7 protein-coding genes are annotated in these 14,599 nt (G+C 65.6%); all 7 read left to right on the top strand.

The annotated features are described in order from the left end of the window. Position 1: 1 nt before the first annotated feature. Positions 2-1,570, top strand: coding sequence for a flagellar hook-associated protein 3 (locus tag PSEEN_RS17670; protein ID WP_011534923.1), 1,569 nt, complete (start codon positions 2-4; stop codon positions 1,568-1,570). 159 nt (positions 1,571-1,729) lie between these two features. Then, positions 1,730-5,305, top strand: coding sequence for a glycosyltransferase (locus PSEEN_RS17665; protein WP_044488299.1), 3,576 nt, complete (start codon positions 1,730-1,732; stop codon positions 5,303-5,305). Between the two features lie 25 nt (positions 5,306-5,330). Then, on the top strand, positions 5,331-8,087 hold the full coding sequence (locus PSEEN_RS17660) for a glycosyltransferase family 2 protein (RefSeq protein WP_011534921.1): 2,757 nt from the start codon (positions 5,331-5,333) through the stop codon (positions 8,085-8,087). A gap of 138 nt (positions 8,088-8,225) precedes the next feature. Next, positions 8,226-11,762: a glycosyltransferase gene (locus PSEEN_RS17655; RefSeq protein WP_011534920.1), complete on the top strand. Its 3,537-nt coding sequence runs from the start codon at positions 8,226-8,228 to the stop codon at positions 11,760-11,762. A gap of 288 nt (positions 11,763-12,050) precedes the next feature. Then, on the top strand, positions 12,051-12,986 hold the full coding sequence (locus tag PSEEN_RS17650; protein WP_011534919.1) for a ketoacyl-ACP synthase III: 936 nt from the start codon (positions 12,051-12,053) through the stop codon (positions 12,984-12,986). A 285-nt stretch (positions 12,987-13,271) separates the two neighbouring features. Beyond that, entirely contained in the window at positions 13,272-14,132 is an 861-nt protein-coding gene (locus PSEEN_RS17645) for a flagellin domain-containing protein (protein ID WP_011534918.1), read from the top strand. A gap of 72 nt (positions 14,133-14,204) precedes the next feature. Then, a complete protein-coding gene (locus PSEEN_RS17640; RefSeq protein ID WP_011534917.1) occupies positions 14,205-14,564 on the top strand; it encodes a flagellar protein FlaG in 360 nt (119 codons plus the stop codon). Positions 14,565-14,599 lie beyond the last annotated feature (35 nt).

The following is a 14,599-nucleotide window of genomic DNA, read 5'->3' as shown; positions in this document are numbered from 1 at the left end:
CATGCGCATCTCCACTTCGCAGTTCTACAACACCAGCAGCGCCAACTATCAGCGCGGCTTGGCCAACACGGTCAAGAGCCAGGAGCAATCCAGCGACGGCATTCGCGTGCGTACCGCCGCCGACGATCCGGTCGGCGCTGCGCGCCTGCTGCAGCTCGAGCAGCAGCAGAACATGCTCGACCAGTACAAGGGCAATATCACCAACGTGCGCAATGCCCTGGGCACCAGCGAAGCCACCCTCAACTCGATCGGTGCCGTGTTGCAACGGGTCAACGAGCTGGCGGTCACTTCCGGCAACGCCGGTTTCACCGACGCCGACCGCAAGGCCAATGCCTCCGAGCTGGCGGCGCTGGAAGAGCAGCTGTTCTCGCTGATGAACAGCAAGGATGAAAACGGCAAGTACCTGTTCTCCGGGTCCAAGGGCGACACCCAGCCGTATGTCCGTAACACCGATGGCTCCTACAGCTACCAGGGCGACCAGAGCCAGCTGAAGCTGCAGGTGGGTGACATGCTCAGCCTGGCCGCCAACGAGACGGGCTACGATGCGTTCGAGCAGGCGCTGAACACCAGCCGCAGCCAGACCAAGCTCACCTCGCCAGCCGTGGACGATGGCCGTGTCAGCCTGTCCAATGGCCAGGTTTCCGGCAGCGTCGCCTACAACGACCGCTTCCGCAGCGGCGAGCCTTACAGCGTCCAGTTCACCAGCAGCACCCAGTACAAGATCCTCGATGCCAGCGGCAACGACGTGACGCTGGAGGCCAGCCAAGGCGGTAACTTCGACCCGAAAGGCGTGAACACTTCGGTGTCCTTCCGTGGCGTCGACCTGCGCCTGAAGATCGATTTCAAGCCGGGCGACGAAGCCAACCCGGACGCGGCCATTGCTGGCCACACGTTCTCGCTGCAGTCCAAGCCGGACACCATCACCGGCAGCCGCAGCCCGGGCAACGGCTCGACGACCCAGGTCACCGGTGCCAGCATCACCAACCAGGCCCAGTACAACGCCTCGTTCCCAGGCGGTGGCGCGGTGCTCAAGTTCACCAGCCCGACTGACTTCGAGCTGTACTCGGCGCCGATGTCGGCCAACAGCCGGCCGATCTCCACCGGCACGCTGTCGGGCACTACCGCCACCGCGTCCGGCGTGAGCTTCGAGCTGTCCGGCGCACCGGCCGCGGGTGACTCGTTCGGGGTCCAGGTGGACACCCACCAGACCCAGAACATCCTGCAGACCATCAGCCAACTGCGCACCGCGCTGTCGGTGCCGATGGACAAGGACCCGGCAGCCCGTCAGAACTTCCTGGCCTCCCTGGACTCGGCCATCGGCAACGTCGCCAGTGCGACCAACCAGGTGGCGTCGTCGATCAGCTCCATTGGTGGTCGCGGCCAGGCCCTGGACATCCAGGCCGAGACCAACGAGGCACTGAGCACCGAAAATACCAAGACCCAGAGCTCGATCCGCGAGGTCGACCCGGCGACCGTGATGTTGCGCCTGCAGATGCAGACCAACATGCTCCAGGCTTCGATGCAGTCCTTTGCCAAGATCTCCGGCTTGTCGCTGGTCAACTACATCTGAATCACGATGCTGTGCCGAGCGGGGTGATCACCCGCAAGGGCCGCCTCGCTACCTGCTGGGACGCGAGGCGGCTCGGCCATGGCACCGGCCATGGCAGGATGCCGGGCCGGGGCAGGGGCGAGCCAGGCGGCATCGATCAATTGCTTTGAGTGAGTACCCGTGAGCGCCCAACCCCTCGTCAGTATCGCCATCCCCGCGTACAACCCCGAATTCTTCCGCAGCACGCTGGCCAGCGCGATTGCCCAGGACTACGCGAACCTGGAGGTCGTCGTGTGCGACGACAGCCCGGATGCGCAGGTCGAGACGATCTGCGATGAGCTGCGCGCCACTACCCACGTGCCTGTGCGCTATGTGCGCAACCCCGCGCGGCAAGGCTTTGCCCGCAACCTGCTGGCGTGCCTGGAGCAGTCGTCCGGCGCGTTCATCAAGTTCCTCTGTGACGACGATACGCTGTTCGGCGCGTGCATCAGCCAGCAGGCGGCGATGCTGAATGACTTGCCGCAGGTCAGCATGGTCATCTGCCAGCGCCTGCTGTGTGCCGCCGATGACGTCCTGTTGCCGTCGCGCTCGCTGAACTTCGTCATCTCCATGTGCAGTGCGGTGCTCAACGGCAACGACTTGCTGGAAGGCATCTCCGACAACGGCGTCAACCTGTTCGGCGGGCTCAGCCATGCACTGCTGCGTCGCGAACAGGTCGAGACTTACCTGCCGACCCTGGTGCAGGAGGGGCAAGGGTTCGCCGCGCGTCTGGACTTGGCGCTCTACGCCTGCCTGTTGCGCCGTGGACATTTGTGCAGCCTGGACCAGGTCCTGAGCCTGGAGCGCGTACACCCCGGGCGCCTGAGCCACCAGAGCAGCATGGTCAAGGTGTTCGACGCCGAAACCGATTGGCTGCTGCAGATGCTCCAGGGCCGTACCGGCGAGGCCGCGCCGGCCGAGGGCTGGGTGCGCTATCTGCCGTTGGCCGACTATGTTGCCGACCCTGGGCAGAAATGGGACGAGCTCGATCTTCGTCGTCTGTTCACCGCGCAGATGGCCAACTTCAACCAGCAGGTCGGTACGCTCAGCCTGAGTTTCGACGAGCTGTATGCCGAGTGGCTGGAGTACCGTCGCCTGTCCGCCGGGCAGGAGCGCCTGCTGCCCAAGCGCATCGAGCAGTGGCCCACTCAACCGCGCATCGCGGCGATGGTGTCCTGCCGGGAAGGCGATGAGAAGGCCTTGCGCGCCACCCTCGACAGCCTCGCCCAGCAATCTTATCCGGCCCGTTGCATCCTGGTGCTCGCACCCGAGGGCTTCGAGCCGGTGGTGCGGGACAACGTGCGCTACCTGACGCGTCGCGGCGCCGGTTTCGACCTGCTCAACCAGTGGCTTGCCGCTGATGGCCAGGCTGATTGGCTGTTCCTGTTGCAGGCGGGGGATCGCCTGCACACTCACGCCCTGGTGATCATGGCCGAGCGCATGGCGCTGCGGGGCGAAGGCCTGTGCCTCTATCTCGATGAAGGTAGCAACGACAACCTCGCGCCGTCGGCGCCGATCTTCAAGCCGGACTTCAACCTTGACCTGATGCGCAGCCTGCCCTACGTCGGCCGCCTGCTGGCGTTCAAGTGCGCGGCGCTGCGCGAGCAGGGTGGTTTCGACGTGGGCTTCGACGGCCTGGCGCCCCACGACCTGCTGTGGCGGCTGGTCGAGGCCCATGGCCTGCAGGTGGTGGACCATATCGCCGAAGTGCTCGTGCAGTGCCAGCACAGCTATGCCGACTGGCTCGCCGAGCCGAGCGGGCACGTCCAGGCCCCGCGTGTGCTGGAGGCCCACCTGCGGCGCCTGGGCGTGGAAGCCCAGGTGTCCGGCATTGAAGGCAGCATGATGACCCGGGTCACCTATCACCATGCGCAGGCCGCCAGTGTGTCGATCCTCATCCATGCCGGTGCCGACCTGGCGGTGCTGACGCGCTGCGTCGAGTCGCTGCTCACGAACACGGCTTACCGCGACTTCGAAGTGCTGCTGATCGCCAGTGCCGACACGTCTGCCGAGGTGCGTGGCTGGTTGGCCGGACTGCAAGGGCTGGGCAGCGATCAGCTGCGGGTGGTCGAGGTGGCCGTCCAGGGGCTGGCCCAGAGCCTCAACGAAGGCAGCCTGCAGGCCCGTGGCGACTATCTGTTGCTGCTGGATGCCGGCTGCGTGCTGTTCGACGACCAGTGGCTCGTCGAGCTGATGCACCTGGGGCAGCGCCCGGAAGTCGGCATGGTCGGCCCCAAGCTGTTCGACGACAAAGGCACGATCGTGTCTGCCGGCCTGGTGCTGGGCATGCAGGGCACGGCCGGCAGCCCATTCCTCGGTTGTGCGACCAGCGCGGACGGCTACATGAACCGCCTGCGCCTGGTGCAGAACTGGAGTGCGCTGAGCCTCGACTGCCTGCTGGTGCGGCGTGATCTGTTCGCTGAGCTGGGTGGGCTGGATGCGACCCACCTGCAAGGTTCCCTGTTCGACGCCGACCTGTGCCTGCGCGCGCGGACGGCAGGCTATCTTTCGGTGTGGACGCCGTACTCGCGCGTGGCCCGCTTGCCGGTGCCTGCGCTCGAGCAGGCGGCGACGCCGAACCTGCAGGCCGACCGCGACCTGATGCACGAGCGCTGGATGGCGTGGATCGCGCTCGACCCGGCCTACAACCGCAACCTCAGCCTGAAACTGCCGAACTTCAATTTCGAACCAGGCCTGCGCGGTGGCTGGGACCCGTTCATCGCCCGGGCCATGCCGTCGGTACTGGCGCTGCCCAGCAGCACCAACGCGACCGGGCAATACCGTGTCGTCCAGCCGTTCACCGACCTGGAGCAGGGAGGATGGATCCAGGGGCGAATCGATTTCAGCGCTCCAGGGCTGGTCGAGCTCGAGCGGGAAAAGCCCGATGTGATGATCCTGCAGTGCCGCTACACGCCGGCGAACGTCAAGGATATCGAGCAGTACAAGCGCTTCTCCAACGCGCGGCGCATCTACGAGCTGGATGATTACATCATCGAGCCACCGAAGAAGAACGACCACGCGCGCAACATGCCGAGCAACATCCGTGAACTGGTCGGCCGCGCCATTTCCCTGTGCGACCGGGTGGTGGTGTCCACCGAGCCGTTGGCCGATGCCCTGTCGAGCATGCACCAGGACATCCGCGTGGTGCCCAACATGCTCGCCGCGCCGTTGTGGACGGGGCTGGTCAGCCAGCGTCAGAGCAGCGCGCGGCCGCGAGTCGGCTGGGCGGGGGGCACCAGCCACCGTGGTGACCTGGAGCTGCTGCTGGACGTGATCAAGACCCTGGCCGGCGAGGTCGACTGGGTGTTCTTCGGCATGTGCCCGGACATCCTGCGGCCCTACGTCAAGGAGTTCCATGCGGGTATCTCGTTCACCGAGTATCCGCGCAAGCTGGCCGGCCTCAACCTTGATCTGGCACTGGCGCCGCTGGAGCAGAACCTGTTCAACGACTGCAAGAGCAACCTGCGCCTGCTTGAGTACGGGGCGTGCGGTTTCCCGGTGATCTGCACCGACACCAAGGCGTATGCCGGCTACCTGCCGTGCACCCGGGTCCGCGAAAACACCACCGAGCAATGGCTGGAGGCGATCCGCATGCACCTGAACGATCCGCTGGCCAGTTACCGCCAGGGGGACGCGCTGCGTGAAGCCGTGCTGCGTGACTATGTATTGAACGAACACCATCTGCAGCACTGGGCCAACGCCTGGCTGGCTGACTGAAACCGACCATTTGAACAGGTGCCTTATGACCGAAACTGCAATCGGCTCGCGTAACGAAGTGACCGTTGTCCTGCTGGGGCATGACCAGGCAGATCACCGCGCTCGCGCGCTCCACTACTATCGCCAGGCCGGCGTGCCGTGCCTTGGCCTGGAGCCGGTGCAGGGCAGCGAGTCGGGCGCGCAACTGGGCGAGCGCCTGGCGTCGGCCGTGGCGCAGGTCGGCACGCCGTTCGTGTGCCTGGCCCTGGATGCCGACTTCGTCCTGGCGGCGGCGCTGGACAATGCCGCCCACTGCCTGAAGGCCCAGCCGCAGGCCGTGGCCGCGCAGGGGCATGCCCTGGCCTATACGGTCGGCAACAGTGAACTGAGCTATCACCAGGTCGGTACACCGTTCGCCGCGCAGGCCGGGCAGGGCGCGCTGGAGCGTCTGCGCCACTACGCCAGCGCCGAGCAGCAGGCCTGGCGCGCGGTGCTGCGGGTCTCGACCCTGCAGGCGGCGCTGGCTGGTTTGCCGCAGGGGCTGGACCCGGCGGGATGGCGTGTGGCCTTGGCCTGCGCGATCCTGCTGCAGGGCGAGGTCGCCCACCTCGACCAGACCGACGTGGTCTGCGAGGCGCTGCCGGACACCCTGACCCAGGCCGAGCGCGAAGAGCACCTGGTCCAGGTGGTGCGGATTCTGCGTCAGTGGGATGGCGAGCAGCAGGGGGCCTTTGCCAGTGACGACGGCTTCACCACGCTCAATCGCTTCGTGCGCGACACCTGGAGCCAAGGGGCGCTGCCGTTGTTGTTCACCTCGCCGTGGAAAAGCATCAGCGACGCGCCGGAGCGCGAGTTCGAGCCGCGCCAGTGCGTGCAGCTGCCTTACTACAATGGCCCGCTGTTCGAGCGCCTGAACGCGCTGGAATTCCTCTGTCACGCCTGGCCGACCGGCGCGCGCCACCAGCATGCCCTGGAAGGCGCCTGGGTTCGCCAGCGCGACCTGTTGATCGTGCACCCCAACGACACCGCCGAGACGCTGCAGCTGCGCTACTGGCAGGCAATGCGCCTGGGGCTGTTCAATCTCGAAGCGTGCCAGCGCCTGGCGTCTATGCTGACCGCCGACGACAATGCCAATCACGCCCGCGAGCTGGGCGACTGGATGGCACGCCTGGGCGAGGTGCCCGGCATCGATACGCGCGATCAACTGGGCGGTACGCCGTCGGGGCGCGTGCTCGCCGCCATCGACGCGGCCACGCCGGATGAAACCGCGCGCCAGCGGGTGCTGGAGCATCTGGCCAGCCACCCGGCGCCGCAGATCGCCTTCGTCGTGCTTGACCTGGAACACGACGACCTGGCCCTGCAGACGACGTTCGACAGCCTGCTGGCCAGCGGCGTGCGCAATTTCAAACTGGTCGTGCTCAAGGCGGGCAAGCCACCGGCGATCACCACGCCGCGCGATACCCTGCATTTCATCCAGGTCACCGAAAGCAATTGGGCGACGCACCTGAACCAGGTCGTGCGGCAATTGCCGAGCGAGTGGCTGATGCTGCTCGAGGCGGGCGACGTGCTGCTGGCCGGCGGCCTGCTGCGCCTGTCGGTCGAGCTGGCCCAGGCGCCGGCCTGCCAGGCCATCGCCGCCGACGAAGTCCAGCGTGACGACGAGGGGCGCCTGCTGGTCGTGCGCCGTCCGGGCAGCGACCTGGACCTGTTGCGCAGCCAGCCTGGGCTGATGTCCCGGCACTGGCTGGTGCGTCGCCAGGCGGTGCTCGACCTGGACGGGTACAGCGAGTCCAATCGCCATGCGCTGGAATACGACCTGTTGCTGCGCCTGGTCGAGAAGCACGGCGCGGGCAGCCTGGCGCACATGGACGAGTACCTGGTGATCAGCCAACAGCCTGCGCCGGCCCTCATCGAGGAAGCGCAGAAGGTGCTCAACCGACACCTCACTCAGCTGGGCTATCGCGCCCAGGTCGGCGGGCAAGGGGCTGCCGGGCTGACCGTCGACTTCCGCCACAGCGCCACCCCGCTGGTCAGCATCCTGCTGGTGGGCGAGGGCGACCAGGCGCGCCTGCAGGCCTGCCTGGCCGGCATCTTCCAGCGCACGCGCTACCCGCGCTACGAGGTGGTGCTGGCGCTGCCGGGGCAGCAGGCCGAGGCGCTGGCCGACGTGGCCCAGGCCTTCGGCAGTCGACTGCGCCTGGTAGCCGGCGAAGCCGGTGCCTCCCGGGCGCAGCTGCTCGACCTGGCGGCCACCCAGGCCCGGGGCGACTACCTGGTGCTGCTGTCGGAGCGTTGCCAGGTGATCACCCCGGCATGGATCGAATCGCTGCTCAACGAAGCGCAGCGCCCGGAAGTCGGTGTTGTCGGCGCCAGCCTCTGGGCGGCTGACGGCACGCTGGTGCATGCCGGTTATGAACTGCTCGCCGGCCCGCAGGTCCACGCCCCGTGGCAGCGGCTGTCCTTCGAGCAGGCCGCCAAGGCGCAATGGCCGTTGTCGGTGCGCGCTTGCCCGGCGGTTTCCGATGAGTGCCTGATGCTCAGCCGCGAAGCCCTCGAGCAGTGTGGTGGCGTGCAGGCCTCGGGCATCGACCTGTGCCTGGCCGTGAACCAACTGGGTTTGATGGTGGTGTGGACCCCGCGCGCGCAGCTGCTCGCCAGCGGCCTGCCGGTTGCAACGGCTGGCCTGGCGCCAGCGCTGGCCGAGCGTTGGCCAGCTGCGTTCCAGGGCCTGGCGCGCCTGGATCAGCCGGTGCACGAGGCCGGCCGCAGCGCAGGGCCGCAATGGTTGGCGCAGCTGGATTGAATGGCGCGCTAATTGCAAAAAAGCCGGGCTCAGCCCGGCTTTTTCATTGATGCCGGCAAATTATTGACAGGGCGCCACAGGTACGGTCAGGCCGCACGGATGGCGCCCCGCTTGCCCTGATCCTGGAGTCCGTACCCGATGTCGAACGCTGCGCAGTTGGACGCTCACTCGCTCGAACAGGCGTTGTCACGCCTGCGGCTGATGTTTGCCAAGCCCGAGCACCCTTACTACCTGCTTGCGCCCGCCTACCGCGACACCTCGTCCGGCATCGTCTCGATGCACTACCTCTGCCACATGCTCAACCTCAGCGGGCGCGAGGCGTACATCTGCGGCACCGATGTGGTCAGCCCGGATCTCAAGACACCTTTGCACGATCCTGCGGTCGTCCAGCGTCACCTTGCCCAGGGAAAGGTGCCGATCGCGATCTACCCCGAGGTGACCAGCGGCAACCCGCTCGGCTGTTCGGTGGTGGCGCGCTACATGCTGAACTTCGAAAGCTTCATCACCGGCAAGGGCATGGAGGCGACGGCCGACGACCTGATCTTCTATTACGCCGAGCGCCTGGCCGAGGCGCGTGGCGATGTCAACGTCGACCTGCTCTGCCTGCCGGCCCTCGACATCTCGCTGTTTACTGCCGCGCCACCGGGCGCCGTGCGCGAAGGGGCCTACCTCTTCCAGAACAGGCACCCGCTCGAGCAGATCGACTACATGCAGCTGCCTGCTGATATCCAGCTGCTGCGCGTTGCCAATGCCTTGACCTTGCCGCAGCTGGCCGATGTGTTCCGCCGGGCCGAGGTGCTGTACACCTACGAATGGTCCATGACCTGCGTGATTGCCGCGTTGTGCGGCTGCCCGGTGATCTTCATGCCGGGGTACGGGGTGGATCAGCAAGTGCTCGACACCAGCTTCTTCGGCAGTGTCGGTTTCGCCATGTTCGACCAGCCCGATGCGCTAGAGCGGGCCCGGGCGAGCGTCGGCGGCGCCTTGCAGCGCTATGTGGAGCGCACGGCGTCGTTCTGGCAGCAACTGGACACCTTCATTGCCAAGACCCAGACGGCGGCCAGTCGCGAGGCGGCCGGCAATCGACGCGGCATGCTCGACTGGTTGCGCCAGCGCTACCCGCGGCCTGGGCAGCTGGCGCGCCTGAACGAATGCCTGGCCGGGCCGCAGGCACCGAGCCTTTCGGTGCTGGTGCTTGATCGAGGTGACCAGGCGGCCTTGCTGCATACCCTGGAAAGCCTCGATCGTGGCCTGTACCGCAATCTTCAGGTGCACGTGCTGGGCGAGTGCGACCCTGGGCGTGTCAATGTCCAGTGGCAGGCCTGTGATCCGCACCATTCGCTGCCGGCGATCAACGCTGTGCTGGAACGCACCACGGGGGACTGGTGCATGCTGGTCGAGGCGGGCGAGACCTTCATCGCCAGTGGCTTGCTGGCGACGGCGGTGAACCTGCTCGATGCCCCGTCGGGCTGCCTGGCGGTCTATGGCGACGAAGGCCTGCGCCATGCTGATGGCGTGGTCGATATCGCCTTGCGCCCGGACCTGAACCTGGATTTGCTGCTGGCCAATCCCGCCGGCTTGTCCCGTCATTGGCTCTACCGTCGCGATGCGCTGCTGCAGGCGGGCGGTTTCGAGGGCAGCCATGGCCAGGCCTTCGAACTGGGCTACCAGCTTGGTCTGCTCGCCGAGCATGGGCTGGGGTGTGTAGGCCATGTCGCCGAGCCCCTGCTGATTGCCCAGGCCGGGCGCACGGCGGTGGGTGATGATGAACGCGTGGTCATCCAGCGGCACCTGGGGGAGCGAGGCTATGCGCAGGCCGCGGTGATCGTGCAGGATGGCGGCTATCGCATCGACTATGGCCATGCGCGCCAGGCATCGGTCAGCATCCTGGTCCATCTCGACGGGCAGTTGGTGCAGTTCCAGCGCTGCCTGGAAAGCCTGCTGACGCAGACGCCCCATCCCGAGTACGAGGTGCTGCTGATCGAACCCGGCAACGACGATCCCGCCTTGCTGGAGTGGCTGGAGATGGTCGAGCGTATCGGCGAGGGGCGCTTCCAGGTGCTGCGCTTCATGCCCGGCCAGCCGCGGGCGGCCCTGTTCAATGCGGCGGCCCAGGAGGCGCGCGGCGAGTACCTGGTCTGGCTCGATGGGCGCAACGTGGTGCTGGACGGCGATTGGTTGCCGGCGTTGCTCAACCACGGCCAGCGCCCGGAGGTGGGGGTTGTTGGCGGCAAGTTGCTCGGCGGCAATGGCGCGGTGCGTCAGGCCGGCCTGGTGCTGGGCCTGGGCGGGAGTGCCGCAGGTGCCTTCACCGGGGTGCCGGCGCAGGCTGCGGGCTACATGGGCAGGCTTGGCTTCGATCAGAACTGCTCGGCGGTTGGGAGCGGTTGCCTGATGCTGCGGCGGGAACTGTTCCTCGAAGCCGGTGGGTTCGACACCGACCCACTGCTCGAACCCTGGATCGATGTCGACCTGTGCCTGCGCCTGCGCGAGGCCGGTTACCTGAATGTCTTCACGCCCTACGCACGGCTGTTGTCGGAGGCGCCGCTGGCGGCCCACGCCAGTGCCGAGCAGGAGGATGCACTGTATGCGCGTTGGCTGGCGCAACTGGCCCATGACCCGGCGTACAACAGCAACTTGTCGTTGCGCCGCGGCAAGGGCTTCGACCTGGACAGCAACGACCTGAGCTGGCATCCGTTGCAGGGCAGGGCGACGAGGGTGCTGGCCTGCGTGGCCGAGCAACCGGGCGAGGCACTTTCGCGCCTGGTTCATCCGCTGGCGGCGCTGTGCGAGGGTGGCCAGGCCGAAGGCGCCGCTATCACTGGCTTGCTGACGCCCGTGGAGCTGGAGCGTTTCGCTCCCACCAGCGTTGTCCTGCAGCGCCCTCTGGACGACGCCGGGCTGCAGGCGTTGCGTCGCCTGAGTGCTTTCTCCCAGGCATTCAAGGTCTACGACTTGGATGGCTACCTGCCGGAAATGGGGCTGGCGGCTGATTTCGATGCCGAGCAGCTGTTGCAGCGCCTGCGCATCGGCCTGATGCAGGTCGACCGGGTGCTGGTGCCCACGCCTGCCCTGGCCGAGTTGCTGCAGGGGCAGCATGACGATGTGCGGGTGGTGGAAGCGGGCTTGCCGGACAGCTGGGGGCGATTGAAGGGCGAGCGGCGCGTGAGCGCGCTGCCGCGGCTGGGCTGGCAGGCCGGCAAGGACGATGCGCTGTTGGCCGAGGTGGTTCCGGCATTGGCCGGTGAAGTGGAATGGGTGGTGCTGGGCGAGTGCCCGGCCAACCTCAGGCCATTTGTCAGCGAGGTGCGTGCCCAGGTCGAGCCGTATCAGCTCGGCATGGCCCTGGCCGACTTGAACCTCGACCTGGCGCTCGTCCCCATGGCGCAGTCTCTGGGCAACGCCTGCTCCGGTGACATGCGCATCCTGCAGCATGCCGCCTGTGGTCATCCGGTGATCTGCAGCCGAGTGCCGGGCTTCACCGGTGGGGACGCCTTGCCGTTGTCGCGGGTGGATAACCAGGCCGCCGACTGGCTCCAGGCGATCCGCCTGCACCTGTCGGACCGTGACGCGTCCGCCGCGCTGGGCGACGCCTTGCAGGCGGCGGTGCGCTCGCAGTGGTTGCTCGAAGGCGAGCGCCTGGGCGTCTGGCGACGTGCCTGGCTGCCTGACTGAGGCGCGCGCGGCGGACTGATCGATGGCGCATGCCTGGGTCAGTCCGCCAGCACCGAGTGCCGACAAGGCGCTTTCTGTGCGGCCGTTCGAGCCGTACTTCTGCCCATTCGACAAATTGCGCGTGACTTCAGAGTCACTACGCGCATCTTCACTGTTATATTGTCGAAAACCTGGAGCCGCCGTCGCGCATCCGAAAAAACCGCACAGGGACCGGAATCCCCCCGATTCCCTGGCGTTTTGCTGTTGTGGGCGCCGTGGCTACTTCGCTGTTACTGAACGGGAAGCCATATGATTGGCATTAAAAGCATCGCCAGTTACCTGCCGACTCAAGGGGTAGACAACTACGCCCAGGGCGCGAAATTCGGCAAGGATCAGGATTTCATCTTCGGCAAGATCGGTTCGACCTTCCTGCCGCGCAAGGATGGCACCCAGGAAACCTCGGACCTGTGTGTCGAGGCCGCCAAGGCGCTGTTCGCCGCCAATCCGGCATTCGATCCGGCCACTGTCGATGTGGTGATCGTCGTCACCCAGAACGGTGATGCCGAAGGCCTGCCGCACACTGCGGCCATCGTCCAGCACAAGCTGGGCCTCTCCACGCAAGTCGCGGCATTCGATGTTTCCCTGGGTTGCTCCGGCTACGTCTATGGCTTGTATGCCATGAAAGGCTTCATGGAGGCCACGGGCCTGAAGAACGGCCTGTTGATCACCGCCGACCCGTATTCGAAGATCGTCGACCCGGAAGATCGCAACACCACGATGCTGTTCGGCGACGCCGCCACTGCGACCTGGATGGGCGAGGGTGCTGCCTGGCAGCTGGGCAAGTCGCTGTTCGGCAGCGATGGTGCCGGTGCCGAACACCTGCGCACCACCGATGGCAAGTTCTTCATGAACGGCCGCCAGGTCTACAACTTCGCGCTGGTCAAGGTGCCTGCGCACCTGCAGCAACTGCTCGACGCCAGCCAACTGCGGGCCGAGCAGATCGACCTGTACTGCCTGCACCAGGGCAGCGCGGCGATCGTCGACGCAGTCTCCCAGCGTTTCGATGACGGCGCGCACCGGGCGAAATTCGTCAAGGACATGCTCGAAACCGGCAACACCGTGTCGTCGAGCATTCCGCTGCTGCTGGAGAAGCACGTGCTCGGCTCGCAGCACAAGCGCGTGGCGCTCAGTGGCTTCGGCGTCGGCCTGTCGTGGGGTTCGGCGATCATCGAGCGCAGCGACTGACCTGCTTTGCCATAGAGAAAGCGCCCACCGGAAACCGGTCGGCGCTTTTTTTGTGCCTGCGATTCACGGGGCGGCCGCTCTACCGCAAGCCCTCTAGGGTGGTGGATTTCTGGCGTCAAAGCCTTGATTTCATTGAGGTGGCAGGGTGCCAGTAAAAAAAATCGCAAAAGGCGCTAAAGCAAACTGCCCCGACGACGATAACCATTACGAAGGTTCTCTAGGCCACATAACCGGCGAATTGCCAAGGCCGGAAGCCGTAGTACCCAATCCAACGAGGAATTCGTCATGGCTTTGACTGTAAACACTAACACCACCTCTCTGGGCGTTCAGAAGAACCTGAACCGTGCTTCCGACGCACTGAGCACTTCGATGACCCGTCTGTCCTCCGGCCTGAAAATCAACAGCGCCAAAGACGACGCCGCCGGCCTGCAGATCGCTACCCGCATGACCTCGCAGATCCGTGGTCAGACCATGGCTATCAAAAACGCCAACGACGGTATCTCCATCGCCCAGACCGCTGAAGGCGCGATGCAAGAGCAGACCAACATCCTGCAGCGTATGCGCGAACTGGCCCTGCAATCGCGAAACGACTCCAACAGCCAGACCGACCGTGACGCTCTGGACAAAGAGTTCCAGTCGATGCTGAAAGAGATCGACCGTATCGCTGACAGCACCCAGCTGAACGGCAAGAACCTGCTGGACGGCTCCGCTGGCGCCATGACCTTCCAGGTCGGCTCCAACACCGGTACCGCCAACCAGATCACCATCACCCTCAGCGCTGCCATGAAAACCACCGGTACTGGCGCTGCCCTGACCGCCCTGGCTGGCAAGAGCATCACCGGTGCCAACAGCACCGCCGCCGAAGCCACCTTCAGCGCCGCCATGGACGCTATCGGTAGCGCTCTGGACGCGATCAACGCCACCCGTGCCGACCTGGGTGCCAACCAGAACCGTCTGACCAGCACCATCAACAACCTGCAGAACATCAACGAGAACGCCGAAGCCGCTCGTGGCCGTGTACAGGACACCGACTTCGCTGCTGAAACTGCCCAGCTGACCAAGCAGCAGACCCTGCAGCAAGCTTCGACCTCGGTTCTGGCTCAAGCCAACCAGCTGCCATCGGCAGTCCTGAAGCTGCTGGGCTAATCTGCCTTGTAGCTTGCGGCGGGGGAGTGCCCTTCGGGCGCTTCCCCGCCTTTTCATTGTGAGGTGGTAGACATGGACATGAGCCTCAAGCTGAACCTGTCTTACCCGGCCGCACGTACGGCCGAGCAGGTTGCCGAGAAACCGGTTACCCGGTCGACCGAGGTTTCCCCGGATGGCGAGCAGAAAAAAGACCCGGTCAAGGTGAACGCCACCGACAAGGTCAAGGATGCCGTCTCCGAGATCGAGAAATTCCTGAAAGAGACCCGACGCAACCTGGAGTTCGTCACTGACGAAGAATCTGGCAAGATCGTGGTCAAAGTCATCGCCAGCGAGACCGGTGAGCTGATCCGGCAACTTCCTTCGGAAGAAGCCCTGCGTATCGCCCACAGCCTCAGCGATGTCAAAAGTGTTCTGTTCGACGCCAAGGTCTGACCGGCGGCGAACACCCAATGATGTGAATCATGTCA

It is taken from the genome of Pseudomonas entomophila L48, assembly GCF_000026105.1.
GTDB lineage: Bacteria > Pseudomonadota > Gammaproteobacteria > Pseudomonadales > Pseudomonadaceae > Aquipseudomonas > Aquipseudomonas entomophila.
This window is presented reverse-complemented; position numbering and strand designations above follow the sequence as displayed.

Excerpts from the sequence above, each read along its gene's own strand:
- PSEEN_RS17645 (WP_011534918.1), top strand. The coding sequence starts at position 13,272 with ATGGCTTTGACTGTAAACACTAACACCACCTCTCTGGGCGTTCAGAAG.
- PSEEN_RS17655 (WP_011534920.1), top strand. The coding sequence starts at position 8,226 with ATGTCGAACGCTGCGCAGTTGGACGCTCACTCGCTCGAACAGGCGTTG.
- PSEEN_RS17660 (WP_011534921.1), top strand. The coding sequence starts at position 5,331 with ATGACCGAAACTGCAATCGGCTCGCGTAACGAAGTGACCGTTGTCCTG.
- PSEEN_RS17640 (WP_011534917.1), top strand. The coding sequence starts at position 14,205 with ATGGACATGAGCCTCAAGCTGAACCTGTCTTACCCGGCCGCACGTACG.
- PSEEN_RS17670 (WP_011534923.1), top strand. The coding sequence starts at position 2 with ATGCGCATCTCCACTTCGCAGTTCTACAACACCAGCAGCGCCAACTAT.
- PSEEN_RS17650 (WP_011534919.1), top strand. The coding sequence starts at position 12,051 with ATGATTGGCATTAAAAGCATCGCCAGTTACCTGCCGACTCAAGGGGTA.